Annotated in this window: 26 protein-coding genes; 3 read left to right on the top strand and 23 right to left on the bottom strand. The window is 72.5% G+C overall.

What is annotated here, in order from left to right:
- Positions 1-33 precede the first annotated feature (33 nt).
- The 5 genes from ACN26Y_RS13800 to ACN26Y_RS13780 form a co-directional block, all read right to left on the bottom strand.
- Entirely contained in the window at positions 34-996 is a 963-nt protein-coding gene (locus ACN26Y_RS13800; protein WP_422734931.1) for a carbohydrate kinase family protein, read from the bottom strand.
- 62 nt (positions 997-1,058) lie between these two features.
- The gene (gene ahcY, locus ACN26Y_RS13795) at positions 1,059-2,516 is read right to left on the bottom strand and encodes an adenosylhomocysteinase (RefSeq protein ID WP_422734790.1); all 1,458 of its coding nucleotides are present in this window, start codon (positions 2,514-2,516) and stop codon (positions 1,059-1,061) included.
- 26 nt (positions 2,517-2,542) lie between these two features.
- A complete protein-coding gene (locus ACN26Y_RS13790; RefSeq protein ID WP_155330667.1) occupies positions 2,543-2,824 on the bottom strand; it encodes a DUF6059 family protein in 282 nt (93 codons plus the stop codon).
- Complete coding sequence (metK, locus tag ACN26Y_RS13785; RefSeq protein WP_155330666.1) at positions 2,824-4,050, bottom strand: methionine adenosyltransferase; 1,227 nt, start codon at positions 4,048-4,050, stop codon at positions 2,824-2,826. Before metK ends, ACN26Y_RS13790 begins: the two co-directional genes overlap by 1 nt.
- Positions 4,051-4,369: 319 nt before the next feature.
- Positions 4,370-4,912: a hypothetical protein gene (locus ACN26Y_RS13780; protein WP_155330665.1), complete on the bottom strand. Its 543-nt coding sequence runs from the start codon at positions 4,910-4,912 to the stop codon at positions 4,370-4,372.
- A 111-nt stretch (positions 4,913-5,023) separates the two neighbouring features.
- Between ACN26Y_RS13780 and ACN26Y_RS13775 the strand changes: the two genes are divergently transcribed.
- Together ACN26Y_RS13775 and ACN26Y_RS13770 are read left to right on the top strand one after the other, a co-directional pair.
- Positions 5,024-6,256 carry a GNAT family N-acetyltransferase gene (locus tag ACN26Y_RS13775; RefSeq protein ID WP_155330664.1) on the top strand — a complete coding sequence of 411 codons (1,233 nt, stop codon included), beginning with the start codon at positions 5,024-5,026 and terminating at the stop codon, positions 6,254-6,256.
- A gap of 24 nt (positions 6,257-6,280) precedes the next feature.
- A complete protein-coding gene (locus tag ACN26Y_RS13770) occupies positions 6,281-6,592 on the top strand; it encodes a hypothetical protein (protein WP_155330663.1) in 312 nt (103 codons plus the stop codon).
- Between the two features lie 17 nt (positions 6,593-6,609).
- Here ACN26Y_RS13770 and ACN26Y_RS13765 read toward each other — a convergent pair whose 3' ends face one another.
- The 4 genes from ACN26Y_RS13765 to ACN26Y_RS13750 form a co-directional block, all read right to left on the bottom strand.
- On the bottom strand, positions 6,610-7,077 hold the full coding sequence (locus tag ACN26Y_RS13765) for a ribose-5-phosphate isomerase (protein ID WP_155330662.1): 468 nt from the start codon (positions 7,075-7,077) through the stop codon (positions 6,610-6,612).
- A gap of 71 nt (positions 7,078-7,148) precedes the next feature.
- On the bottom strand, positions 7,149-8,348 hold the full coding sequence (locus ACN26Y_RS13760; RefSeq protein WP_155330661.1) for a DUF1015 family protein: 1,200 nt from the start codon (positions 8,346-8,348) through the stop codon (positions 7,149-7,151).
- 123 nt (positions 8,349-8,471) lie between these two features.
- A complete protein-coding gene (locus tag ACN26Y_RS13755) occupies positions 8,472-8,771 on the bottom strand; it encodes a hypothetical protein (RefSeq protein ID WP_155330660.1) in 300 nt (99 codons plus the stop codon).
- Positions 8,772-8,943: 172 nt separating this feature from the next.
- Positions 8,944-9,567: a disulfide bond formation protein DsbA gene (locus ACN26Y_RS13750; RefSeq protein ID WP_155330659.1), complete on the bottom strand. Its 624-nt coding sequence runs from the start codon at positions 9,565-9,567 to the stop codon at positions 8,944-8,946.
- Positions 9,568-9,786: 219 nt separating this feature from the next.
- On the opposite strand from ACN26Y_RS13750, the gene pepN reads away from it, so the two are divergent.
- Positions 9,787-12,333: an aminopeptidase N gene (gene pepN / locus ACN26Y_RS13745; protein ID WP_155330658.1), complete on the top strand. Its 2,547-nt coding sequence runs from the start codon at positions 9,787-9,789 to the stop codon at positions 12,331-12,333.
- Between the two features lie 117 nt (positions 12,334-12,450).
- Here the strand turns inward: pepN and ACN26Y_RS13740 are convergent, their stop codons facing one another.
- From ACN26Y_RS13740 to ACN26Y_RS13675, 14 genes are all read right to left on the bottom strand, one after another.
- Positions 12,451-12,864 carry a DUF5130 family protein gene (locus ACN26Y_RS13740; protein ID WP_155330657.1) on the bottom strand — a complete coding sequence of 138 codons (414 nt, stop codon included), beginning with the start codon at positions 12,862-12,864 and terminating at the stop codon, positions 12,451-12,453.
- Positions 12,851-13,141, bottom strand: a complete 291-nt coding sequence (locus ACN26Y_RS13735; protein WP_155334077.1) for a hypothetical protein — start codon at positions 13,139-13,141, stop codon at positions 12,851-12,853. The genes ACN26Y_RS13740 and ACN26Y_RS13735 overlap by 14 nt, the downstream gene beginning before the upstream one ends.
- Before the next feature lie 71 nt (positions 13,142-13,212).
- Complete coding sequence (locus ACN26Y_RS13730; RefSeq protein WP_155330656.1) at positions 13,213-14,679, bottom strand: amidase; 1,467 nt, start codon at positions 14,677-14,679, stop codon at positions 13,213-13,215.
- 253 nt (positions 14,680-14,932) lie between these two features.
- Positions 14,933-15,934: an amidohydrolase family protein gene (locus ACN26Y_RS13725; protein ID WP_155330655.1), complete on the bottom strand. Its 1,002-nt coding sequence runs from the start codon at positions 15,932-15,934 to the stop codon at positions 14,933-14,935.
- Positions 15,934-16,458: a 3-hydroxyanthranilate 3,4-dioxygenase gene (locus tag ACN26Y_RS13720; RefSeq protein WP_366600194.1), complete on the bottom strand. Its 525-nt coding sequence runs from the start codon at positions 16,456-16,458 to the stop codon at positions 15,934-15,936. The genes ACN26Y_RS13725 and ACN26Y_RS13720 overlap by 1 nt, the downstream gene beginning before the upstream one ends.
- Positions 16,455-16,898 carry a RidA family protein gene (locus tag ACN26Y_RS13715; protein WP_155330653.1) on the bottom strand — a complete coding sequence of 148 codons (444 nt, stop codon included), beginning with the start codon at positions 16,896-16,898 and terminating at the stop codon, positions 16,455-16,457. Before ACN26Y_RS13715 ends, ACN26Y_RS13720 begins: the two co-directional genes overlap by 4 nt.
- A complete protein-coding gene (locus ACN26Y_RS13710; protein ID WP_155330652.1) occupies positions 16,895-17,668 on the bottom strand; it encodes a 2-keto-4-pentenoate hydratase in 774 nt (257 codons plus the stop codon). The genes ACN26Y_RS13715 and ACN26Y_RS13710 overlap by 4 nt, the downstream gene beginning before the upstream one ends.
- Before the next feature lie 55 nt (positions 17,669-17,723).
- Positions 17,724-18,788 (bottom strand): 4-hydroxy-2-oxovalerate aldolase, encoded by a 1,065-nt coding sequence (gene dmpG, locus ACN26Y_RS13705; protein ID WP_155330651.1) that lies wholly within the window; start codon positions 18,786-18,788, stop codon positions 17,724-17,726.
- Positions 18,785-19,717 carry an acetaldehyde dehydrogenase (acetylating) gene (locus ACN26Y_RS13700; protein WP_155330650.1) on the bottom strand — a complete coding sequence of 311 codons (933 nt, stop codon included), beginning with the start codon at positions 19,715-19,717 and terminating at the stop codon, positions 18,785-18,787. The genes dmpG and ACN26Y_RS13700 overlap by 4 nt, the downstream gene beginning before the upstream one ends.
- Entirely contained in the window at positions 19,714-20,511 is a 798-nt protein-coding gene (locus ACN26Y_RS13695) for a 2-keto-4-pentenoate hydratase (RefSeq protein ID WP_155330649.1), read from the bottom strand. The genes ACN26Y_RS13700 and ACN26Y_RS13695 overlap by 4 nt, the downstream gene beginning before the upstream one ends.
- Positions 20,508-21,989: a 2-hydroxymuconic semialdehyde dehydrogenase gene (locus ACN26Y_RS13690; protein ID WP_155334076.1), complete on the bottom strand. Its 1,482-nt coding sequence runs from the start codon at positions 21,987-21,989 to the stop codon at positions 20,508-20,510. Before ACN26Y_RS13690 ends, ACN26Y_RS13695 begins: the two co-directional genes overlap by 4 nt.
- A 20-nt stretch (positions 21,990-22,009) precedes the next feature.
- Positions 22,010-23,347, bottom strand: coding sequence for an FAD-dependent oxidoreductase (locus ACN26Y_RS13685; protein ID WP_422734788.1), 1,338 nt, complete (start codon positions 23,345-23,347; stop codon positions 22,010-22,012).
- A 58-nt stretch (positions 23,348-23,405) separates the two neighbouring features.
- Positions 23,406-24,683 carry a kynureninase gene (gene kynU / locus ACN26Y_RS13680; RefSeq protein ID WP_422734787.1) on the bottom strand — a complete coding sequence of 426 codons (1,278 nt, stop codon included), beginning with the start codon at positions 24,681-24,683 and terminating at the stop codon, positions 23,406-23,408.
- 19 nt (positions 24,684-24,702) lie between these two features.
- Entirely contained in the window at positions 24,703-25,605 is a 903-nt protein-coding gene (locus ACN26Y_RS13675) for a tryptophan 2,3-dioxygenase (RefSeq protein ID WP_155330646.1), read from the bottom strand.
- Between the last annotated feature and the right edge of the window lie 9 nt (positions 25,606-25,614).

Genomic DNA, 25,614 nt, shown 5'->3' with positions numbered 1-25,614 from the left:
GAGCCGGAGCAACGGCTCGGACGCGGGCCCGGCTCAGCCGGCTCGGGCCGCCAGGGCGGGCGGGGCCGTCCAGGCGGCGGCGACCTCGTCGGCGCAGCGGTCGCCGTACGCCCGGGCCAGCCGGTCGCCGAGGCGGTCGTGGTCGAGGTGGTACTCCTGCGGGCCGACCGCCTCCACCGCGAAGGCGGCGACGGCGTTGCCGACCTGGCCGGCGCGTTCCAGCCCGAGCCCCCAGGAGAGCGCGGCGAAGAAGCCGGACCGGAAGGCGTCGCCGCCGCCGGTGGGGTCGGCCACCGAGGTGACCGGGACGGCCGGCACCTCGACGGTGGGAGTGTCGCGGCCGGTGATGCGTACCCCCTTGGCGCCGAGCGTGGTGACCTGCACCCGGACGCGGTGCCGGACCTCGGCGGCGGTCAGGCCCGTCTTGACTTCGAGCAGGTCCTTCTCGTACTCGTTGGTGAGCAGGAACTCGGCACCGTCGACGAACTGGCGGACCTGTTCGCCGGAGAGCAGTGCGAGTTGCTGGGAGGGGTCGGCCGCGAACGGCAGGCCCAGTTCCCGGCACCGGGCGGCGTGCCGGAGCATCGCGGCCGGATCGTCGGCGGCGACCAGGACGAGGTCGAGCCCATTGCGCCGGGCCGCCGCGGCGGCGATCTCGACCCGGTCGCCCTCGGCCATGGCGCCCGGGTAGAACGAGGCGATCTGGCACTCGTCCGCGTCGGTGGTGCAGACGAACCGGGCGGTGTGCGCGTCGGCGCTGATGTGGACGGAGTCGCAGTCGACCCCGTGCCGTTCCAGCCAGGAGCGGTAGTCGTCGAAGTCGGCGCCGGCCGCGCCGAGCAGCACCGGCCGCAGGCCGAGCCGGCCGAGGCCGTACGCGATGTTGGCCGCCACCCCGCCGCGGCGGACGACCAGGTCGTCGACGAGGAAGGACAGCGAGACCCGGTGCAACTGCTCGGCGAGCAACTGCTCGGCGAAGCGCCCCGGAAACCGCATGAGGTGGTCGGTGGCGATGGACCCGGTGACCGCGATCGCGCCCACGGCGGGACTCCTCCCGGTCAGTAGCGGTAGTGGTCGGGTTTGAACGGGCCCTCGGGGGAGATTCCGAGGTAGGCGGCCTGTTCCTTGGTCAGGGTGGACAGTTTCGCGCCGAGGGCGGCCAAATGCAGCCGGGCGACCTTCTCGTCGAGGTGCTTGGGCAGCACGTACACCCCGACCGGGTACTGGTCGGTCTTCGCGTACAACTCGATCTGCGCGATCGTCTGGTTGGCGAAACTGTTCGACATCACGAAGCTGGGATGCCCGGTGGCGTTACCCAGGTTCAACAAGCGACCCTCGGACAACACGATGACCGCGTGCCCGTCATCGAACCGCCACAGGTCGACCTGCGGCTTGATGTTCTCCCGGGACACATCCGGCCGCTTCGCCAACCCGGCCATGTCGATCTCGTTGTCGAAGTGCCCGATGTTCCCCACGATCGCCTGGTGCTTCATCCGCGCCATGTGCTCATTCGTGATCACATCGAAACAACCCGTCGCGGTGATGAAGATGTCCGCGACCTCGACCACGTCATCCAACGTGGCCACCTGATAGCCGTCCATCGCCGCCTGCAACGCGCAGATCGGGTCCACCTCGGTCACCACCACCCGGGCACCCTGCCCCCGCAGCGACTCCGCACACCCCTTACCCACATCCCCGTAACCCAGGACCACCGCCATCTTCCCACCGATCAGCACATCGGTGGCCCGATTGATCCCGTCGATCAGCGAATGCCGACACCCGTACTTGTTGTCGAACTTGCTCTTCGTCACCGAATCGTTGACGTTGATCGCCGGGAACAACAACATGCCCGCCCGGTGCATCTCATACAACCGGTGCACCCCCGTGGTGGTCTCCTCCGTCACACCCCTGATCCCCGCCGCGATCCGCGTCCACCGCTGACCATCCTCGGCCAACGAACGGTGCAGCAGACCCAGGATGACCGCGTACTCCTCACTGTCGGCCGACTCCACCGGCGGCACCACACCCGCCCTCTCAAACTCCACACCCTTGTGCACCAACAACGTGGCGTCCCCACCGTCATCGAGGATCATGTTCGGACCCCCACCATCCGGCCACGCCAACACCTGCTCCGTGCACCACCAGTACTCCTGAAGGCTCTCGCCCTTCCACGCATACACCGGCACACCCGCCGGGCTGTCCGGCGTACCGTCCGGACCGACCACGACCGCCGCCGCCGCATGGTCCTGGGTGGAGAAGATGTTGCACGACGCCCACCGCACCTGCGCACCCAACGCCACCAACGTCTCAATCAACACGGCGGTCTGAATCGTCATATGCAAAGAACCCGTGATCCGCGCACCCGCCAACGGCTGCGCCTCGGCGAACTCACCACGGATCGCCATCAAACCCGGCATCTCATGCTCCGCGAGCCGGATCTCCTTACGCCCAAACTCAGCAAGCGACAGATCCGCCACCTTGAAATCGCCGGCCGTACGAACCAGGGCTTCCGGCATGGTCACGCTCCTCAGTCGTGGTTGGGTCAGGGCAGTTGGGACCAGAGCCGCCGCTCCTCGTCGGTGAGCGGCTGGTGTGGAACGAGACGTTCCGGATGGCCGGGCGGCGGGTGCCCCGCCGCGCTCGTATCCGAGGGCACGCCGGCCGCGGACGGCGCCCGGTCCGGGCGGTCGTCGGCCGGTGGCGGCGGGGCGTGCCGTCGCCGGTGCTGCCGGATGATCTCCCGGGGATCGATCCCGGCGACCGACGCCCCGAACAGGCTCAGTCCGAGCCCGAGCTCGGACACGACGCGCCGGAACCAGCCCATCAGCTTGCCGCGCTCTTCAGGTCGGCGGCGCGGTCGGTGCTCTCCCACGTGAAGTCGGGCAACTCCCGACCGAAGTGCCCGTACGCGGCGGTCTGCGCGTAGATCGGCCGCATCAGGTCCAGATCCCGGATGATCGCCGCCGGCCGCAGATCGAACACCTCCGTGACCGCCTTCTCGATCCGCTCCACCGGCACCGTCTCCGTGCCGAACGTCTCGATGAACAAACTCACCGGATGCGCCTTACCGATCGCATACGCCACCTGCGCCTCACACCGCTCCGCCAGACCCGCGGCGACCACGTTCTTCGCCACCCACCGCATCGCATACGCCGCCGACCGGTCCACCTTCGACGGATCCTTACCCGAGAACGCCCCACCACCGTGCCGCGCGTACCCGCCGTACGTATCCACGATGATCTTCCGACCGGTCAGCCCGGCATCACCCATCGGACCACCGATCTCGAACCGGCCCGTCGGATTCACCAACAACCGGTACCCCTCGGTATCCAACCCCAGCGACTCCACCTCCGGCGTGATCACATGATCCCGAACATCCGGGGTGAGCAGCGACTCCAACGAGATGTCCGCCGCATGCTGGCTGGACACCACAACAGTGTTCAACCGCACCGGACGCAGACCCTCGTACTCGATCGTCACCTGCGTCTTACCATCCGGCCGCAGATACGGCACCGTGCCGTCCTTACGCACCTGCGCCAACCGCCGCGACAACCGATGCGCCAACGCGATCGGCAACGGCATCAACTCCGGCGTCTCCGAACACGCGAAGCCGAACATCATCCCCTGGTCACCGGCACCCTGCGCGTCCAACGCACTCTCCGACGCACCCGTACGCAACTCGAACGCGTTGTCCACACCCTGCGCGATGTCCGCCGACTGCGCCCCGATCGACACACTCACCCCACACGAGGCACCGTCGAAACCCTTCTTCGACGAGTCATAGCCGATATCCAGGATCGTGCGACGCACGATCGTCGGGATGTCGGCATACGCCTTCGTGGTCACCTCACCCGCGATGTGCACCTGACCAGTCGTGATCAACGTCTCCACCGCGACCCGACTCCGCGGATCCTCCGCCAACAACGCATCGAGGATCCCGTCACTGATCTGGTCGGCGATCTTGTCGGGATGGCCTTCCGTGACCGACTCGGACGTGAACAGCCGGCGCCCCGGGCGGTCGGCCGGCTCTCCGGCGACCGGCCCGGTCATGGGTGCGTACGTCAAGGGGACTCCTCGGGGTGCGCGCTTCCGTCCTACGGCGGTCGATTCTCGCGAGCCCCGGTCAACGCTGGCTCAACGCGGCGGCAGAGGCCGTCCGACGCGCCCGCTCTGCAGGTACGACGGAATGGTCGACCCGGACGGCGGCGACCCGCGCCGGCCGGCGGGGATGATCCGCGTCACGCCGGGTATGCGCCGGCCGGCCTGGTGGGAGGACGACGGGGTCGCGGCATCCCGCGACGGCCGCGCGGGCGGGTCGGCGAATTCGCCGACCCGCCCGCGCGGCCCCAACCCGGGGCAGTTCCCGAACCTAGTTGTTGGTGATCCAGTTCCAGGCCGAGACGACCCACTCCGTCTGCTGGAGCCACGCGATGCCGAGGCCGGTCAGGAAGACCGCCGTCACCAGGTGAGCGCCGCGCGCGCTGTGCCGTACCCGGCCCAGGCGCTGCTCCAGCACCACCCGACCGACCAACCGGGCAAGCGCGAACAGGCCGGCCGCGACGAGCAGGCTCAGCACGAAGATCAGCAACGGGGCGACGAGGTCGCCGCCGCCGGAGATCGCCCAGATCCCCCAGCAGACGAACGCGAAGAGGACGCCGGCGGCGCTCCATTCCGCGCCGCGGCGCAGCTGGGCCATGTGCCAGCTCATCGGGCGGCGCGGTGCCGCCGCGCCCGGCCAGCCGGTGCCGGTCGGCTCCTCGACCACCGGGAACGGCTCGGTGCGGGGCGTACCGGACCGTCCGACCGGGGCCACCCCCCGCCGGAAGGCGTCCCGCTGCTGCGGCACGCCGCCCCCCGGCTGCGGCGGCACCTCGACGGTGCGTTCGGCCCACGGCTGTGTCTGGTCGGCCATGTCGTCCCCTCCCCTGGACCGACGGGAACCAGCGGACCCCGTCTGACTATCGAGGGTAGCCAGCGCTCAAATCGGTCGTCGGACGCGGACCGGTCGGCTAGACAGAGCACCATGACGAATCCCCCACTGCGCTTCACGACCGCCCGGGAAGAGGAGTTCGACGAGCTGGGCGAACTTCTCGGCGCACTCTTCCACGGCGGCTTCGACTCCGAGTCGTGGGCGGTCGAGAAGACCCTCCTGGAGCCGGAGCGCACCCTGCTCGTCCGGGACGGCCCCGATCTCGTGGCGAGCGCCACCGCGTTCACCCGCGTGCTGACGGTGCCGGGGGCCCGCGTGCCCGCCGCGCACGTGAGCATGGTGGGGGTCGCGCCCACACACCGCCGCCGGGGGCTGCTCACCGAGATGATGCGACGGCAGCTGCGCGAGGTCCGGGACGCCGGACGGGAGCCGGTCGCGGTCCTCTGGGCCAGCGAGGGCCGGATCTACCCGCGCTTCGGCTACGGCCTGGCCACGCAGCGCCTCGTCGCGGAGGCCGACACCACGGAGCTGCGCCTGCCCGACCCGACGCCCGCCGAGGGCCGGCTCCGCCTGACCCGCGCGGTCGACTGCCGGGCCACGCTGACCCGGGTGTACGACGAGGTACGCCCCGACCGGCCCGGCTGGTCCAGTCGTGGCGAGGTGTGGTGGGACTACGTGCTGGCCGACCCGCCCGCCCAGCGCGGCGGCGCCACCGAGCGCCGGGCCGTCCTCCACGAGGGCCCGGACGGGGTGGACGGGTACGGGCTCTTCCGCACGAAGGGCGAGTGGGCCGCCACCGGGCCGAACGCGCTCACCACCGTCGACGAGGTGGTGACCGGCAGTCCGGCCGCGTACGTCGCGATGTGGCGGCTGCTGCTCTCCCTCGACCTGACGCGGCGGCTCACGTACCGCGCGGCCGCGGTGGACGAGCCGCTGCTGCGCCTGGTCGACGAACCGCGCCGGCTCGGCGCGACGCTGGTCGACGGGCTCTGGCTGCGGGTGGTCGACCTGCCGGCCGCACTCGCCGGCCGCCGGTACGCGACCCCGGTCGACGTGGTGCTGGAGGTCACCGACGACCTGCTGCCGGAAAACGCCGGGCGGTGGCGGCTCACCGGCGGGCCCGACGGAGCGACCTGCGTCCCCGCCGACCAACCGGCCGAGCTGGCCTGCGACGTCCGCTGCCTGGGCGAGCTCTACCTGGGCGGGGCGACGGTGGGCGCGCTCGCCACGGCCGGCCGCGTCCGCGAGCTGCGGCCCGGTGCGCTGGCGACGGCCGGGCCGGCCTTCGGCTGGCACCGCGCCCCCGCCAGCAGGGAGGTGTTCTAGGGCCCTGCGCGGTACGGTCGGCTGATGGGTGACGTGGAGCGACGGCGACGCCGGCACCGGCACCACGCCGAGGGTGGCGCCGAGGGGCCGAGCGCGGCGACGTCAGGGGTGCACGACGGCGACGGGCCGCCGCGAACCCGTCGCGGCGGCCCGGAGGAGGGGGAACGCGGGCTGCGTGGGCTGGTCGGCTCGGGGTCGTCGCAGGTGGGTGTGACCGCGGCGATGCGCGCGCGGGACGCCGCCCGGCCGACCGAGCAGGACCTGGCCGAGGCCGAGACCCGGGTGGTCCTGGTCCGCCGGAACTGGACGCCTCGGGAGGACCTACCCCGCCGCTGACCCCCGCCGGCGGCGGATCAGGGCAGGGGCGGCAGCGTCCGGGTGTTCTCGTACTCGGCGACCTGGCCGATGCGGCGGGAGTGGCGTTCGTTGCCGGAGAACGAGGTGGTCAGGAACGCCTCCACGATGGCGGTCGCCTCGTCGAGGGTGTGCTGCCGGGCGCCCACCGCGACGACGTTGGCGTCGTTGTGCTCGCGGGCGAGCTGGGCGGTGTCGATGTTCCAGGCCAGCGCCGCCCGCACCCCGGCGATCTTGTTGGCAGCGATCTGCTCGCCGTTGCCCGAGCCGCCGATGACGACACCGAGGCTTCCCGCGTCGGCGACCACCCGGTCACCGGTGTGCAGGCAGAACGCCGGGTAGTCGTCGTCCGGGTCGAAGGCGTGCGGGCCGACGTCGACCACGTCGTACCCCTGCTTGGCCAGGTGGTTGGCCAGGTGCACCTTCAGCTCGAAGCCGGCGTGGTCGGATCCCAGGTAGACGCGCATAACGCGCAGTCTGACAGGCCCGCCTCCGTGCCGGCGCGCGGGCGGCGGCACGGAGGCGGATTCGTCACAGCTCAGCGCTCCAACTCGGCGACGACCAGGCCGCCGCGTGCCTTCGGGGTGAACCAGGTGCTCTTGCGCGGCATCTTCTCCCGGGCGAGGTTCACCGCGACGAAGTCGTCGACGGTCACCGGCGCGATGAGGACGGCCAGCTCCGCCCGGCCGGCGTCGACCTCCCCGGTCAGCCAGCTCGCCGGGTAGTCGCCGCCGACGTAGGTGACCCGCTTGTCCCCCGGGTCCAGCCCCAGCGCGTCCCGCAGCAGCAGGCGCTCGACCAGCGCGTGGTCCAGGTTCTCCAGGCGGCCCGCGCCGACGTGGGGCAGGCGTACCGCGTACCCCGAGTCGGGGAGCCGGAGGTGGACGGTGCCGCCGGCCGCCGGGACCTCGACCGGGCCGGTGATCGGCGTGACCTCGGCGCCGGCGGCGCGCAACCGGTCGAGCAGCTCGTCCGGGCTGGTCGTCAGCTCGCTGACCAGCCGGTTGTACGGCTGGATGGCGACCGAGGCCGGCGTGGTGACCACGGCCAGGAAGCGCGGCAGCCCGCCGGTCTGGGCGGCGAGGCTGCGGTGGTTGCCGTCGGCGACGACCAGCTCGCCGCCGCCGGCCAGGGCGGTCAGCTCGTCCTGCCGCGGGCCCGGGCCGACCAGCCAGATGGCGTGCGTGCGCCCGGCCTGGTCGACGTCGGTCGCGGCGGGCGCCCCGGCCGCGTCGGTCGCCGCCGCGAGCGCGGCGTGCAGCTCGTCGCCCCGCCCGGTCTGGAGCAGGAGTACGGGCGAGAGCAGGTGCCCCAGCGCGTCGGCCAGGGCCACCCGCTCGCGCACCTTGGCGATGAAGACGTCCTCGTTGCGGATCACCAGGCCGGGCTCGTCGGCCCGGGTCGAGATCTGCTCGGTGTCGACCATGGCGAACAGCCCGTACGCGGGCTCCTCGCCCGGCGCGCTGATCCGGTAGAGGACCACCACCTGCTCGGCGGGCGTGTAGCTGCCGTCCGCCTTGGCCTCGGCGAGCCGGGCCACCGCGTCGGGCAGCGCGTCCAGGAACGGCTTCCCCAGGCTCTCCGGCGCCCGGTGCGGCATCTCGATGCCGAGGGCACTGTGCGGGTTCGCCTCGATGATCGCGGTGATCTCCGCGTCGTCGGCGAACTCGTCGTAGTTCTGCGCGCCGGTGCCGCCGGTGGTGATCCAGGCCCGGGCGATCGGATGGACGACCGTCATGTGCGCTGACGCTACCGGTGCGGACCGTCGCCGTGTCCCGGACCCACTCCCCGCCCACCAGATGAAAGGAAGGGACCCCTCCTAACGCCTCCGGTATAGGAGGGGTCCCCTGTTAACACGTCCTCAGCCGTCGAGTGCCTGACGGTGCCGACCGACCGGCACCACCGGCGTGACCGGCCGGCGGGGAGCCACGGCGTGGCGCGCGCGATCCGGCGGCTTGGCGCCGGGCGGGGTCAGCCGGGACGTGACCGGTACGCGGGCCACGCCGACGACGATCGGCGGAGCGAGCAGGTCCACCATGTGCGTGGGGAGGTCGGGACGGACCGCCGGCCAGCGGGAGTCGTCGACCGACCAGTACGCGGAATCGTCGTTCGCCTCCTCCCGGGTCGACGGTTCGTCACCGGACGCACGGTGCTTGGCCATGAGGAATGCCTCCACGAGCTGCGGGGTGCGGCCCCTGCGGGTCGATGCGGCGGACATGGAGGCCAACGAATCCGCCCGAGGGCGGGTGACGGGGAGGTAGCCGGGGCGGCGCAGTGTTAACAAGGGCCCCCTGCACCGCGGAAGGCGTTAACAGGGGGCCCTTCCTTGCGACTCAGTCGAAGATGGGGCCGAGTTCGCGGGAGCGCTTCAGCTCGTAGAAGCCGGGCGTGCCGGCGACCAGGAGCACGCCGTCCCACAGCCGGCCGGCGGCCTCGCCCTTCGGGGCCGGGGTGATGACCGGGCCGAAGAACGCGACCGGCGAACCGTCCGGACCCGGGGCGTGGATGACCGGCGTGCCGACGTCGGTGCCGACCGGCCGCATGCCGGCCTCGTGGCTGGCGCGCAGCGCCTCGTCGTACCCGGCGCCGTCGGCGGCCCCGGCCAGCGCCGGGTCCAGACCGGCGTCGGACAGCGCGGCGGCGAACAGCTCCGGGGAGAGCTTCTCCTGCCCGAGGTGGATCCGCGTGCCGAGCGCGGTGTACAGGTCACGGAGCGACCCGGTGCCGTACCGCTGCTCGGCGGCGATGCAGACCCGCACCGGCCCCCAGCCGGTACGCATCAGTTCCTGGTACTCCTCGGGCAGGTCCCGGCCCTCGTTGAGCACCGACAGGCTCATCACGTGGAAGCGGATGTCCACTTCCCGCACCTGCTCGACCTCCAGCAGCCAGCGGGACGTGATCCACGCCCACGGGCAGATCGGATCGAACCACATGTCGACGGTGACACGCTCGCTCACGGTGGGGTCCCTTCACGACGGGTGACGCCGGTCCTCGACGTCTGCACCGATCTTCACCCCGGCGTCCGACGCCCGACACCGGAATGAGAGCGTGAGCTGGCCCACCGTGGGGCCGGCACGCGTGCAAGACTCGATCGGCGCGGCCGTCACGAACGGTCGCCGGACGGCGCCGCGGTCGGCGTACGGCGAGACGAGAGATGGAGACGAACAGTGCCGGGAGTGCGCAACCTGACGCAGGTGGAGGCCACCGAGCGGGGCCGCCTGCTCGACGTGACCGGGTACGACATCAGTCTGGACCTGTCGAGCGCCGTGCAGGCCGAGGGCCGCACCTTCCGGTCGACGACCGAGGTCCGGTTCCGGTGCACCGAACCCGGTGCCAGCACGTTCATCGAGGTGGCCGCCGACTCGGTGCGGTCCGCGACGCTGAACGGCACCGCGCTGGACCTGAGCGGCTGGTCGGCGGAGAAGGGCCTGACCCTGCCCGGGCTGGCCGAGGAGAACAGGCTCGTCGTCGACGCGGACTTCGCGTACTCGAACAGCGGGCAGGGGCTGCACCGCACGGTGGACCCGGTCGACGGTGAGACCTACCTGTACAGCCAGTTCGAGACGGCCGACGCCCAGCGGGTGTTCGCCGCCTTCGACCAGCCCGACCTGAAGAGCGTCTACACCTGGCACGCCACGGTGCCGGCGCACTGGAAGGTCGTCTCCAACATGCCGGTCGACCGCGAGGAGGCGGCGGGCGAGGGCCTGAAGGCGGTCCACTTCGTCGAGTCGGCGCGGATGAGCACCTACATCACCGCGCTGTGCGCCGGCCCGTACCACGAGGTGCGGGACAGTCACGACGGCATCGACCTCGGCGTCTTCTGCCGGGCCTCGATGGCGCCGCATCTGGACTCCGAGGACCTGTTCCTCATCACGAAGCAGGGCTTCGACTTCTTCCACGAGAAGTTCGAGGTGCGCTACCCGCTGCCGAAGTACGACCAGCTCTGGGTGCCGGACTTCAACGCCGGCGCGATGGAGAACTTCGGCTGCGTCACGCACGCCGAGTCGCACTACATCTTCCGCTCGCAGGTCACCGACTTCGAGTACGAGCAGCGCGCCAACACGATCCTGCACGAGATGGCGCACATGTGGTTCGGTGACCTGGTCACCATGCGCTGGTGGAACGACCTGTGGCTCAACGAGTCGTTCGCGGAGTGGGCCAGCCACTGGTGCAACACCAACGCCACCCGGTTCACCGACGCGTGGACGACCTTCCTCTCCATCCGGAAGAACTGGGGTTACCGGCAGGACCAGCTCTCCTCCACCCACCCCGTCTACACGGAGATGCCGGACCTGGAGGCGGTCGAGGTCAACTTCGACGGCATCACGTACGCCAAGGGCGCCAGCGTGCTCAAGCAACTCGTCGCGTACGTCGGTGAGGAGCCGTTCCTGGCCGGCCTGCGGTCGTACTTCGGCAAGCACGCCTGGGGCAACGCGACCTTCGACGACCTGCTGTCCGAGCTGGAGGCGGCCTCCGGGCGGGAGCTGCGCAAGTTCGCCGCGCAGTGGCTGGAGACCGCGCAGGTCAACACGCTGCGCCCGCAGGTCACGATCGGCGCCGACGGCACGTACGAGCGCGTCGTCGTCCGTCAGGAGGCGCCGACCGGACACCCGACCCTGCGGACGCACCGGATCGGCGTGGGCCTGTACGACCTCAGCGACGGCCGGCTGGTCCGTCGCGAGCGCGTCGAGGTGGACGTCACCGGCGAGGCGACCGAGCTGGCCGAGCTGGCCGGGGTCCGCGCGGCCGACGTGCTGCTGCTCAACGACGACGACCTGACGTACGCGAAGCTGCGGCTCGACGAACGGTCCATGGCGACCGTGGTGCAGCACATCGCCGGCTTCGAGTCGTCGCTCGCCCGGGCGCTCTGCTGGACCGCGGCCTGGGACATGATCCGCGACGCGGAGCTGGCCGCCCGGGACTACGTGGCGCTGGCGCTCGCCGGCCTGCCCGCCGAGACGGACATCAACCTGGTCACGGCCACCCTGCGGCAGGCCACCACCGCGCTCACCTTCTACGCCGACCCGGTGTGGGCGCCGACCGGCTGGGCCGACCTGGCCCGGACCGCGAGGACCGCTCTCACCGCCGCCGAGCCCGGCAGCGGCTTCCAGCTCGCCTGGGCCCGCGCGTACGCCTCGGCCGCCCGCTCGTCGGAGGACCTGGCGACGCTGCGCGGCTGGCTGGACGGCAGCGGCGTGCCGGCCGGCCTGACCGTCGACACCGAGCTGCGCTGGACGCTGCTCACCGCCCTGGTGGCCAACGGCGCGGCCGGCCCCGACGACGTCGAGGCGGAACTGGCCTCGGACCGCACCGCCAGCGGCGAGCGGGAGGCCGCGTACGCGCGCGCGCTCGTGCCGACCCCGGAGAACAAGGCGGCCGTGTGGGCGCAGCTGACCAGCCCGGAGCCGCTGCCGAACTGGCGGCACCGGGCGCTGCTGCAGGGCTTCACCCACCCGGCCCAGGTGGAGTTGGTCCGGCCCTACCGGGAGCGGTACTTCGCCACCGTCGCGCAGGTCTGGGCCAGCCGGGACAGCGAGCCCGCGCAGGAGTTCGCGCAGCTCGCGTACCCGGCGTACCTGGTCGAGGACGACACCGTCGAGGCGACCGACGCCTGGCTGGCCGGTGCGGGCCACCCGGCGCCGCTACGGCGGCTGGTCGCCGAGGGTCGCGACGGCGTGGTCCGCGCGCTGAAGGCCCGCGCCAAGGACGCCCGGGCTGCGTGACCCGGAGTACACGACGCCACCCGGTCCGAAGAATGGACCGGGTGGCGGTTGGCGGTTCGCGGTGAGAAGGGTGCCCTTCTCTACCTCAGGCGTTAATAAGGGGCCCTTCCTTACACCTCAGCCCTTGCCGGCGTGGCTGGCGAGCTGGTCGAGGCCGGTGATGATGCCGCCGGTCAGGTCACCGCCGCCGAAGGCCGCGACCATGGAGAGCGCGGCGAGCTTCGCGTACGTGTCGGGGATGCGCTTGCGCGCGTGTTTTCCGGTGACGATCTCCAGCTGCCGCTGGTTGGGCGAGACCGCGATCAGCACGGACCGGTCGGGCTCGGCGAGCTGCCGGTGCAGCCGCTGGGCGTGCTCGCGGATCGGCTCGTCGAGACCGCCGACGAAGACCGAGAAGACCAGGCCCGTGCCGCGGTCGGCCAGGCGCAGCGCCTCGTCGATGCGCAGCAGCTGGCGGGTCGAGAACGGCCCGTCCAGGACGTCCGGCGGGTTCCCCGTCCCCGACTGTGGCTGCATTTCACCAACGGTCACTTGCGCCTCCGGTTCCACCGGCCGGCGCCTCGATGCCGGCCTGCTCCTGCTTGCGGCTGCTCAGCGCGGGCGCCTGCGCGCCGGCGGCCAGCGCCGTGCCGGCCGAGTCGGCCAGCTCCTCCGGGCGGCTCAGAAACCAGACCGGAGTGAAGTCGAAGGGCCGGCCCGGCCGGTAGCGCTTACCGCCGCCGCCACCACCGCCGCCGCGGCTGCCGGCGTACGCCAGACCGGCGATCACCAGCACCGCGGCCGCCGGGATGCCGACGAAGACCAGCAACGTCTCGGTTACAGACAATCCCAACGCCCCCAGGCGAAAGAGAGACCAGGAAATCCGGGTCGGGTCGACGATCAAGCAGACGATTCCCCGACTCCGCTTGTGGTATTCACGTTAGCGGAGCCGACGGCACGCCAGATTGCGGGGTGGCGGTCCCAACCGCCACCGTAGTGCTCCAGTTGCGCAGCGGTGGCGATGAGCCTCCCGTCGTCGCCGTACCGGCCGCTGAGCAGCACCCCGACGGGCAACCCGTCGGCGGTGACGCCCACCGGCAACGACACCGACGGATCGCCCATGACGTTGAAGATGGCGCAGTACGGCGAGAACCGCCGTTGCCGGTCGAAGTCCTCCGCGGGGTCGTGCCCCTCGGTGAACCAGCCCACCTGCGCCTGCGGCGCCGCGAGGGTGGGGCAGAGCAGCAGGTCGCAGCCGGCGGTGCGGCGCACACCGAGGCGGACCTGCGCCTGGAGCTCGCCGAGGGTGGCGGTGAGGGTGGCGGCGGAGATCGCCGCGCCCCGCTCCCGCAGCAGCCGGGTGAGCGGCAGCAGTTCGCTCTCCCGCTCCGGCGGCACCGGGGCGAGCGCCAGCACGTACCAGACGATCTCGAACAGCGGCCACGCCGCCGGGGTGAGCGGCGACGGCACCTCGACCACCTCGTGGCCGGCGGCGGTGAGCAGGGCTGCGGCCCGGTCCACGGCGGCGACGCAGTCCGGGTGGACCGGCTCCTCGGCGAGCATCGGGGTGGTGAAGCGCCCGATCCGCAGCCGTCCCGGCTCGGCGGCGCGGGCGGCGGCGAGCCACCCGCCGGCGGGCGGGAGCGGCGCCAGGTAGGGCTCCCCCGCGACCGGTTGCGAGAGGACGTCGAGCAGCGCGGCGACGTCGGCGACGGTCCGCCCGATCGGGCCGTGGGTGGGCAGGCCGTACGCCCCGAACCCGATCGGCCCACCGGACACCAGACCGCGGCTGGGCTTGTAGCCCACCAGCCCGCACATCGAGGCGGGGATGCGCAGCGAGCCGCCACCGTCGGAGCCCTGGGCCACCGGCACCAGCCCGGCCGCCACGGCGGCCGCCGCGCCGCCGCTGGAACCCCCCGCCGTGTACGAGAGGTTCCACGGGTTGCGGGCCGGCGGGGCGACCAGGCCCTCGGAGTAGAGCGAGCAGCCCAGCTCGGACGTGGTGGTCTTGCCGAGGCTGATCAGGCCGGCGGCGCGCATGAAGCCGACCACGTCGGCGTCGACCGGCGGCACGAAGTCGGCGAAGGCGGCCGAGCCGAAGGTGGTGCGGACACCGGCGGTGAGCGTCAGGTCCTTGATCGCGGTGGGTACCCCGTGCAGCGGCCCCCGCGCCTCGACCGGGACCGCGTCGGCCGCGTCGGCGGCGGCGAGCGCTGCGTCCGAGGTGACCGTGACGAACGCGCCGACGGTGTCGCCGAGCGCGGCCACCCGGGTGAGGTGGTGCTCGACCACCTGCCGGCTGGTCAGCTCGCCGCGCGCGATCGCGGCGGCCTGCTCCAGCGCGGTCAGGTCGTGCGGCTCGGCCATGTTCTCATCCTGCCCGGCGGCCGGCCCGGGCGCACTCGTCACGCGCCGAAGCGGCGCGGGCGGTCGGGCCGACCGCCGGCCGCGCACGACGCCGCGCCCGGCGGCCGGAGGTGTCACCGCAGGCCCTTTGCTCTGCTTCAACCCACGCACCAGGTACCGGCCGGAACCGGTGCGTCCGGTGAAGCAGAGCAAAGGGAGCGAACAGGCAGGTGGCGGCGGCGCGCGGCGGCGCGTGCCGCCGGCCGCCCCGGTCTCAGCCGTACAGGAAGCGCAGCGCGTTGCCGCCGAGCAGCTTGTCCCGCTCGTCCGGGGCGAGGAAGTCGGACCGGTGCACGACCGCGCCGACCGGCCGTTCCCCCAGCGGGTACGGGTAGTCACTGCCCACCAGCACCCGGTCGACCCCCATCGTGTCGACGAGCAACCGCAGTGCCGCCGGCTCGAACACCACCGAGTCGACGGAGAACCGGTCGACGTACGCGCTGGGCGGGGCGGCCGAGGCGCCACGCACCAGGTCGCCGCGCCGGCGCCACGCGTTGTCGGCGCGGCCCAGCCAGAACGGGAAGCTCCCGCCACCGTGCGCGAAGCAGATCCGCAGCGTCTCCGGCACCTTGTCGAAGACCCCGCCGAGGATCATCGCCAGGACGGACAGGTGGGTCTCGGCGGGCATCCCGGTGAGCCAGCGGGCCATCCAGCGGTCCAGCCGCGGCCCGCCCGGCATGTCCCAGGGGTGGACGAAGACCGGAGCGCCCACCTCGGCGCAGTGGGTCAGGAATTCGACGATCCCGCCGTCGTCCAGGTCGCGGTCACCGACGTGGTTGCCGATCTCCACACCGGCGTGCCCGGCGGCGAGGCACCGGTCCACCTCGGCGCACGCGGCCTCCGGGTCCTGCAACGGCACCTGGCAGAACGGCACCAGCCGGCCGCCGTCGGCGGCGGTGACCTCCAGCGTCAGGTCGTTGAAGATCCGGGCCACCTTGACCGCCTGGTCGGCGGGGCGGTCGTAGGAGAAGAAGACCGGGGTCGGCGAGACCACCTGGACGTCGACACCGTCGGCGGCCATGTCGGCCAGCCGGGTGTCGGCGTCCCAGCACTCGGCGCCGACCGGCCGGAACTCCGTTTCCCCGACCATGATCATGGCCGCGCGTTCGGAGTCGACCCGCAACCACGGCCAGCCGGACCCGCCGCACGCGACGCCGAGGTCCGGCCACCCCTTCGGTACGACGTGCGTGTGCACGTCGACGACAGGTCCCGGCATCAGCCCTTGCCCGGGTGCAGCGCGCCGCAGTTGTCACAGGTGCGCGCCTTCTCGTCGGCGTAGAACGCCTGGAAGACCGGGGGCAGGTCGGCGGCGATGTCCCGCACCTGGAGCTCCACCTCGTGGACCTTCGCGTGGCACGACGGGCAGTACCACTGGAACTTCTCCAGCGTCCCCTCCTCGCGGACCCGCTCGATGACCATCCCGATCGAGCCGGCCTCGGGGCGCTGCGGCGAGTGCGGGGTGTTGCGCGGCAGCATCCACATCTGACCCTCGCGGACGTGCACCGTCCGCGGCCCCTCCGGGAGCATCAGGTTGACGTGCATGTTGCCCTTGACCTGGTAGAAGAACTCCTCGTACGGGTCCACGTGGAAGTCGGTGCGCTGGTTCGGGCCGCCCACCACCATCACGATGAAGTCGTCACTGCCGGGAAGCATCTCCTTGTTGCCAACCGGCGGCTTCAGCAGGTGCTGGTTCTCCGCGATCCACCCGGGGAAGCTGAACGGCTCGGCGATCTCACTCACGACTGACCTCCTTGCGGGAGAAGGGCGACGGCTTGCATCTCGATCAGCAGGTGCGGGTGCGGCAGCTGGTGGACGGCGACGGTGGTGCGGGTGGGGCCGGTCGCGTCGAAGAACTCGGCCCACACCTCGTTGTAGCCGCCGAAGTCGTTCATGTTCACCAGGTAGGACGTGACCTGCACGAGGTCGGCCAGGTCCGCGCCGACCGACCGCAGCAGGTCCCGGATGTTCTCGACCACCGCCCGCGTCTGCACCCGGATGTCCAGGTTGGTCGTGCCGAACTCGTCCACCTCGACACCGGCGAAGGTGTTGTCCGGCCGGCGGGAGGACGTACCGGAGACGAAGACGAAGCCGCCGGCGACCTTGACGTGCGGGAACGCCCCGCGGGGCACGGCCTTGCCGGCCACCACCCGGGCGGTCGGGGTGCGCGACTGCTCGCTCACACCGCCGCCCTCAGCGACGCGGTGCCGAGCTTCTCCACGACGGCACGGACGTGCGCGCCGGGGCGCAGCGGGACGGCCGCCGTCGCAGCGCCCGCCAGGAAGACCCAGCCCTGGTGCAGCCGGACGCCGTGCCGGCCGGCGAGGCGGATGCCCTCGTCCAGCGCGCGGCGCGGGTCGCCGAGGATCGCCGCGGTCGACCCGACCTGGGCGATCCGTCCGTCGATCTCCAGCAGCACGCCGAGGTTGTCGAGGCCGTCCGGCACCGGGCACCACGGCCCGATCACGAACGCCCCGGCGGAGGTGTTGTCGGCGATGACGTCGGGCAGGGAGAAGGTGAAGTTCGCGTACCGGGAGTCGATCAGCTCGATCGCCGGGGCGACCGCCCGGACCGCGTCGGCGAAGTCGGCGACCGGCTCGCCCGGCTCGGGCAGCCGGTCCAGCAGGAACGCCACCTCCGGCTCGACCCGGGGGTGGATGAAGTCGCCGACGGACACCGCGCCGCCGTCGGGGACCCGCATCACGTCGGTGAGCCGGCCCCAGATCACCTCGTCCACACCGACCTGGGCCATCTTCGCCCTGCTGGTCAGCCCCATCTTGAGGCCGACGAGCCGCTCGCCCCGGTCGAGCCGGCGCTGGAGCAGGGCGGTCTGGACCGCGTACGCGGAGTCGACGTCGAGCCCGGTCTCGGCGGCGAGCTGCGGGATCGCGGTGGCGGTGTCGGCCGCCGCGCCCAACGTCCCGGCGATCCCGGTGATGTCCGGCCCGATCACTGTGCCACCTTCGTTCGCGACTGCGGGGCTCGCAACCCCGACTCACTCCTCGCGCTCACTGGTTTCCTCCCTGCCCGGCGAGGTCCAGCGCCACATCCACGATCATGTCCTCCTGGCCGCCGACCATCCGGCGCCGGCCCAGCTCGACCAGGATCGAGCGGACGTCCACGCCGTACCTCGCCGAGGCCCGCTCGGCGTGCCGGAGGAAGCTGGAGTAGACGCCCGCGTACCCCAGGGACAGCGTCTCCCGGTCGACCCGCACCGGCCGATCCTGCAGCGGGCGGACGAGGTCCTCGGCGGCGTCCATCAGCGCGAACACGTCGCAGCCGTGTTTCCAGCCGCGCAGTTCGGCGACCGCGACGAAGACCTCCAGCGGCGCGTTGCCGGCGCCGGCGCCCATGCCGGCCAGCGAGGCGTCCACCCGGACGGTACGCCCGGCCACGGCGTCCGGACCGGACGGCGTGGGGCCGAGGACGCGGCCGTGCTCGACGGCGACGACGCTGTTGGCCACCCCGAGGGACAGGTTGTGGTGGGCGTGGATGCCGATCTGCGTCTCCGGTTCCAGGACCTGCCGGTACGCGTCGACCCGCTCGGCCACGTCGGACATCAGCAGCCGCCCGCCGGAGTCGGTGACGTAGACGCAGTGCGCCCCGTACGACTCCATGAGCTTCGCCTGGGCGGCGAGCCCGGCCGGGTCGTCCATGTGGGACATCATGAGGAACCCGGAGACGTCCATGCCGTTCTCCCGGGCCCAGGAGATGTGCTGGGCGGAGATGTCGGCCTCGGTGCAGTGGGTGGCGATCCGCACGCTGGTCACGCCCAGCGCCTTCGCGGCCTTCAGGTCGGCGATGGTGCCGATGCCGGGCAGCAGCAGCGTGGTGAGCTTCGCCGTGGTCAGCACCTCGGCCGCCGCCGCGATCCAGTCGGCGTCGCCGGCCGCGCCGTGCCCGTAGTTGACGCTGGACCCGGCGAGCCCGTCACCGTGCGCCACCTCGATGGCGGCCACCCCGGCGGCGTCCAGGGCGGCGGCGATGGTCCGCACCTGGTCCACCGTGTACCGGTGCGCGATGGCGTGCATGCCGTCCCGCAGCGTCACGTCCTGGATGTACAGATCCGTCATGCCCGCACCCCCTCGACGCGCAGGGCCACGAGCCGCTCCGCGGTGCGCAGGGCGGCCGAGGTCATGATGTCCAGGTTCCCGGCGTACGCGGGCAGGTAGTGCCCGGCGCCGGAGACCTCCAGGAAGACCGAGACCTGCAACCCGGTCAGGTGCCGGCCGAGCGACGGCACGTACGTGTCGATCCGGTCGAACTGCACGTCCTGCTTGAGCCGGTAGCCCGGGACGTACTCCTGCACACGCTTCACCATGTCCGCGACCGACGCGGCGATCTCCACCCGGTCGGCGTCGGCGTCCGCGCAGAGGCAGTAGACCGTGTCCCGCATCAGCAGCGGCGGGTTGGCCGGGTTCAGCACGATGATCGCCTTGCCGCGCTCGGCGCCGCCGACCACCTCGATGGCCCGGGCGGTGGTCTCGGTGAACTCGTCGATGTTGGCCCGGGTGCCCGGACCCGCCGACTTCGAGGCGATCGAGGCGACGATCTCGCCGTACGCGACCGGGGTGACCAGGCCGACGGCCGCGACGATCGGCACCGTCGCCTGCCCGCCGCAGGTGACCATGTTGACGTTGGTCTCGTGCAGGTGCTCGTCGAGGTTGACCGGCGGCACCACGTACGGGCCGATGGCCGCCGGGGTCAGGTCGACCACGGTCCGCCCGTGGGCTCGTAGGACGGCGTCGTTGTGCCGGTGCGCGCCGGCCGAGGTGGCGTCGAAGACCAGTTCCACGTCGGCGAACTCGGGCATCGCGACGAGCCCGTCCACGCCCTCGGCGGTGGTGGCGACGCCGAGGCGGCGGGCCCGGGCCAGCCCGTCCGACGCCGGGTCGATGCCGGCCATCGCGACCATCCGCAGGGTGTCGCTGAGCCGCAACACCTTGATCATCAGGTCGGTGCCGATGTTGCCCGACCCGATCACCGCCACACCGACCGTCATGCCGCCCCCTCGGACGAAGAGAAACAGGTCCGCACCGACCCGAGGCCGGAGATCCGGGCCTCGTACGCCGCTCCGGGCGTCACCGGCACCATCGGGCCGAGCGCGCCGGAGAGCACGACGTCGCCGGCGCGCAGCGGGTCGCCGGAGCGGGCGAGGGTCTGCGCCAGCCAGGCCAACGCGTGCAGCGGGTTGCCCAGGCAGGCCGCCCCGGCGCCCACCGAGACCGGCTCCCCGGCGTGTTCGAGCACCATGCCGGCGAGCCGCAGGTCGACGTCGGCGAGCCGGCGCGGCGTGGTGCCCAGCACGAACAGCCCGCTGGACGCGTTGTCCGCGACCGTGTCCACGATGGAGATGTCCCAGCCGGCGATCCGGGAGTCGACGATCTCGATCGCCGGCAGCAGGTGGTCCACGGCCCGGGTCAGGTCGGCGGTGGTGATCCGCTCGTCGGGCAGGTCCGCGCCGAGCACGAAGGCGATCTCGGCCTCCACCCGGGGCTGGAGCAGCCGGTCGAGCGCCACCTCGACACCGTCCGGCACCGCCATCTCCTCGGTCAGCACGCCGAAGTCCGGCTGGTAGACGCCGAAGCTCTCCTGCACCGCCCGGGAGGTCAGGCCGATCTTCGCGCCGACCCGCCGGTAGCCGCGCCGCAGCCACTCCCGCACCTGCAACTGCTGCACGAGATACGCGGAGGTGACGTCCCCCTCGGGGAGCAGCCGCCCGCGCAGCGGCGGGCAGGGCTTGCCGCTCTCCCGGGCCTCGGTCAGCTCCCGGGCCGCGGCCTCGTAATCGATCATGACAGGTCCACGCAGACGTTGGTGAGTTCGGAGTAGAAGTCCAGCGAGTGCACGCCGCCCTCGCGGCCGATGCCGGACGCCTTCACCCCGCCGAACGGGGTGCGCAGGTCGCGCAGGAACCAGGTGTTGACCCAGACGATGCCCGCGTCGAGCCGGGCGCCGGCCCGGTGGGCGCGGCCCACGTCCCGGGTCCAGACGGCCGCCGCCAGGCCGTACTCGGTGCCGTTCGCGAGGGCGTACGCCTCGTCCTCGTCGTCGAAGGGCGCGACGTGCACGACCGGGCCGAAGATCTCCTCCCGGTTGGTCCGGGCGTCCGGGCCGAGCCCGGCGAGCACGGTCGGCTGCACGTACGCGCCGCCGTCGCGGGCGTCGCCGAAGCGCGGCGTGCCGCCCCCGGCGAGCACGTCGGCGCCCTCGGCGCGGGCCAGCTCGTAGTGCCCGAGCACCTTCTCCCGGTGGGTGTGCGAGATCAGCGGCATGTTCACCGTGGCCTCGTCGGCCGGCCACCCGTACGGCAGCTCGGCGGCCCGCTTCGCCAGCCGGGCGGTGAACTCCTCGAAGACGGGGCGCTGCACGTAGACGCGTTCGGTGCAGAGGCAGACCTGGCCGCCGTTGGTGAAGCTGGAGCGCACCGAACCGGCCACCGCCGCGTCCAGGTCGGCGTCGGCGAAGACCAGCCCGGCGTTCTTCCCGCCGAGCTCGAAGGAGACCGCCTTCACCCCGTCGGCGGCGGCGCGCATGATGGCCCCGCCGGTGGCCGACTCGCCGGTGAAGGTGATCGCGTCGACTCCCGGGTGCCGGGTGAGGAACTCCCCAGCCGAGCCCGGTCCGAAGCCGTGCACCAGGTTGAACACGCCCTCGGGCACGCCGGCGGCGGCCATCACCTCGGCGAGCAGCGTCGCCGAGGCGGGCGTCTCCTCGCTGGGCTTGACCACGACCGCGTTGCCGCAGGCCAGCGCCGGCGCGACCTTCCAGGTGAGCAGCAGCAGCGGCAGGTTCCACGGCACGATCACCGCGACCACGCCGACCGGTTTGCGGACGGCGTAGTTGAGCGCCCGGCCGCCGCTCGGGGTGACCGTGGTGAACGACTCGGTGGGCGCGGTGGCGACGATCTCGGCGAAGGCGCGGAAGTTCGCCGCGCCGCGCGGGATGTCCAGCGTCCGGGCCTGCGAGATGGCCTTGCCGGTGTCCGCCACCTCGGCGGTCACCAGGTCGTCGAAGCGGCGTTCCAGCTCGTCGGCGACCCGGCGCAGCACCTCGGCGCGTTCCCGCTCCCCCATCCGGCCCCACGGGCCCCGCAGCGCGGCCCGCGCGGCGGACACCGCGTCGTCCACGGTGGACCCGGTCGCCTCGACGACCTCGAACACCGGCTCACCGGTCACCGGGCTGCGCTTGGTGAAGCGGCGGCCGGCGTCGACGAACTCCCCGGCGACGAAGTTGCGCAACAGGCCCGGCCCGTCCGGGGCGTGCCCGGTCATCAGCCGCGGGTCCCAGCCGGTCATCGACGCCTCCCTCGGCGGAGCACTGACCCGACCGCCCCGGCCAGCAGCAGCGCCGCCCCCACGCCGGCGGCACCGAGCATCCGGTGCTGCCGACGGACCCGGCGGCGCACCTCCGCGTACGGGGTGGTCGAGAAGGACACCAGCTCGTACCGGGAAACGTACCGGCCGGGCAGGGCCCGTTCCAGTGCGTGTTCCACCCGGCGGCCGAACTGGAACAGCGGCGAGGCGACCTTGTCGCGCATCTCCACGAAGTTGGCCAGGGCCATCTGGGCGATCGCCTCCGCGTTGTCCTGCCGGCGCCGCTGGAACTGCGGCAGCGCGGCGGACCAGTCGTCGGCGCACTCGTCGAGGCAGCGGTCCAGCTCCACCACGTCCTCGAACGCGCAGTTCGCGCCCTGCCCGTAGAACGGCACGATGGCGTGCGCCGCGTCGCCGAGCAGGCCCACCCGCCCGGTCACCTGCCACGGGTCGCAGCGGACCGTGCCCAGCACCCCGACCGGGTTGTGCTGGTAGTCGTCAACCAGGTTCGGGGCCAGCGGCAGCAGGTTCGGGTAGTGCTGCGCGAAGTGCCGCTCGATGGCCGCCGGGCTGCCCAACGACGCGAAGCTCGCGGTGCCGTGGGTGGGCCAGAAGAGCGTGCAGGTGAAGGAGCGGTCCGGGTTGGGCAGCGCGATCATCATCGACGTGCCCCGCGGCCAGATGTGCAGCGCCTCCGGGTCGAGCGCGAAGTCCCCGCCCAGCGGCGGGATGGTCAGTTCCTTGTAGCCGTAGTCGAGGAAGTCCACGCTCTCGCGGAGCAGCCCGTGCCCGAGGAGCTGACCGCGTACGGCGGAACCGGCCCCGTCGGCGCCGAGCACGACCGGCGACGTGGCCAGGACCTTGCCCTGCGGCGTCTCGAAGGTCATCTCACCGGTGGTCGGGTCGAGGCCGACCAGCCGGTGGTCGAAGGCGACCCGTACACCGGGCAGCGCGGTGGCGGCGTCCAGCAGGGCGTTGTTCAGCGCGCCCCGGCTGATCGAGTTGATCGCCCGGTCACCGGCCGCGCTGTACGGCTGGAACTGCGACTCCCCCGCGACCGGGTGGATCATCCGGCCGCGCATCGGCAGCGCGTCCGACATCACCTGGGTGTCCAGCCCGATCCGGCGCAGCGCGTCCAGCCCGCGCTCGGACAGCGCCAGGTTGATCGACCGGCCCCGCTCGACCGTCCCGGTGCGCGGGTCCGGCCGGCGCTCGTAGAGGGCGACCCGGTAGCCGCGCCGGGCCAGGAAACAGGCGAGCAGGCAGCCGGCGAGGCCGGCGCCGACGACGGCGATCTCGTCGCGTTCCTGGCTCATCGGCGCCTTCCCTTCGTTCGCGACTGCGGGGCTCGCAAACCCGGCTCACTCCTCGCGCTCACCGGGACACCTCCACCGTCGCGGCCAGCGCCTCGGCCACCCGCCAGCAGTCGTGGTACGAGCAGTACAGCGGTACCGGGGCGAACCGGAGGATGTCCGGCTCCCGGGCGTCGGCGATCACCCCGTGCTCGTGCCGCAGGCGCTTGGCCAGCCCGGCGGCGCTGCCGGTGCCGATCCGCACCGAGAGCTGAGCACCGCGCCGGGCCGGGTCGCGGGGGGTGACCACGGTGAGCGGCCGTCCCGGCGTCACCTCGTCCAGCAGCCGCTCCAGGTAGCCGGTCAACCGCACGCTGCGCTCCCGTAGCGCCGGCATGCCGACCGCGTCGAAGAGTTCCAGCGAGGTGCGCACCGGGCCCATGGCGAAGATCGGCGGGTTGGAGACCTGCCAGGCCTCCACGGTGGCCGGCGGCCGGGAGACCGGCGTCATCTCGAAACGGGTCGCCGCCTCGGTGCTCCACCAACCCTCGAAGCGGGGCAGCGCCGGGTCGCCGAGGTGGCGCTCGTGCACGAACACGCCGGACAGCGCCCCCGGACCGGAGTTCAGGTACTTGTACGAGCACCAGGCCGCGAAGTCCACGTCCCAGTCGTGCAGGTGCAGCGGCACGTTGCCGGCGGCGTGCGCGAGGTCCCAGCCGACGAGGGCACCGGCCGCCCGGCCGGCCGCGGTGATCGCCGGGATGTCCATCAGTTCGCCGGTCAGGTAGTTGACGCCGCCGAGCAGCACCAGTGCGACGGTGTCGCCCTCGGTCGCGAGGAGGTCGAGCACGTCGGCCGTGCGCAGGGTGTCCTCGCCGGGACGGGGACGCAACCGCACCACCGTCGTGTCCGGGTCGAGGCCGTGGAAGCGGGCCTGGCTGCGGACGGCGTAACTGTCCGACGGGAAGGCGGTGTCCTCGATGACGATGCGGGTCCGAGCCCCGGCCGGCCGGTAGAAGCTGACCATCAGCAGGTGGAGGTTGACGGTGAGGGAGTTCATCACCACCACCTCCGCCGGCCGGGCGCCGACCAGTCGCGCGGCCGGCCCGGTCAACAGCTCGTGGTACGGCAGCCATGGCCGCTCGGCCTCCAGGTGCCCCTCCACCCCCAGCCGCCGCCACGCGTCCAGGTCGCCGAGGAGCTCGTCCCGGGTGGCCCGGGGCTGCAGGCCGAGCGAGTTGCCGGCCAGGTAGGCGGCCTCCGGGTAGCGGCCGCCGTCCGCGGCCGGAACGTGGAACAGGCGCCGGTGACCGGGGTCGTCGGCGTCGAGGCGGAGGGCCTCGTCTTCGGTGCTCGTCACGGGATGTCTCGTCCTTCGGTCACATCGCGGTCCGGGCCGACCACAGCTCCGGGAAGACCACCCGGGCCATGCTGCGCTGCAGCCACGCCAGCCCGGCGGAGCCGCCGCTGCCGACCTTGGCGCCCATCGTGCGCTGCACGGCCTTGATGTGGTTCCACCGCCAGTCGCCGAACTGCTCGGCCACCTCGGTCAGCGCCTCGCCGAGCAGGCGGAGGTGGTTCTCCGGCCCGGCCTCCTCGTCGTAGATCCGTACCCATGCGGCCTCGACGGCGGGGTGCGGCTGGTGCTCGCCGGTGACGTCCCGGTCCAGCAGCTCGGCGGGGACCTCGTGCCCGTGCCGGGCGAGCAGGGCGACCACGTCGTCCCAGAGGCTCGGGGCCGCCAGGGCGGCGCGCAGCTCGGCGTACACCTCGGCCTGCCGGCGGAACGGCCGGATCAGCGCCTCGTCCCGGAGGCCCAGCAGGAACTCCAGGTGGCGGTACATCGCCGACTGGAAACCTGAGCCCTCGCCGAGCAGGTTACGGAACCGGTTGAAGTCGGCCGGGGTCATCCAGCGGAGGCCGTTCCAGGCCGCGTTCAGGCCCTCCAGGTGCAGGGCGGCGCGGCGCAGCGGGGCCAGGGCGTCCCAGATCCGGTCGGCGCGCAGGTGGCGCTGGGCCTCGCGCAGCTCGTGGCAGGTCAGCCCGAAGTACAACTCCATGATCTGGCTGACCATGAGGAACGACATCTCGCCCGGGTCGTCGCTGAGCGGCGCCTGCAACCGGTGCAGGGTGCTGGCCTGCACGTACGCGTCGTACGGGACCCGCCCGCCGAACTCCAACGTCGGCTCGCCGCCGTTGCTGGCGGCCCGTGCGGCCCGCTGGCGCGGGGTGACCGGCCGCACCGCCGCCCGGGTGGCCGCCCGCAGGTCCGTCCGTTCCACCGGTCCACT

The sequence above is a fragment of the Micromonospora sp. WMMD558 genome (assembly GCF_049315255.1).
In the GTDB taxonomy this organism is placed as follows: Bacteria; Actinomycetota; Actinomycetes; order Mycobacteriales; family Micromonosporaceae; genus Micromonospora.
This window is presented reverse-complemented; position numbering and strand designations above follow the sequence as displayed.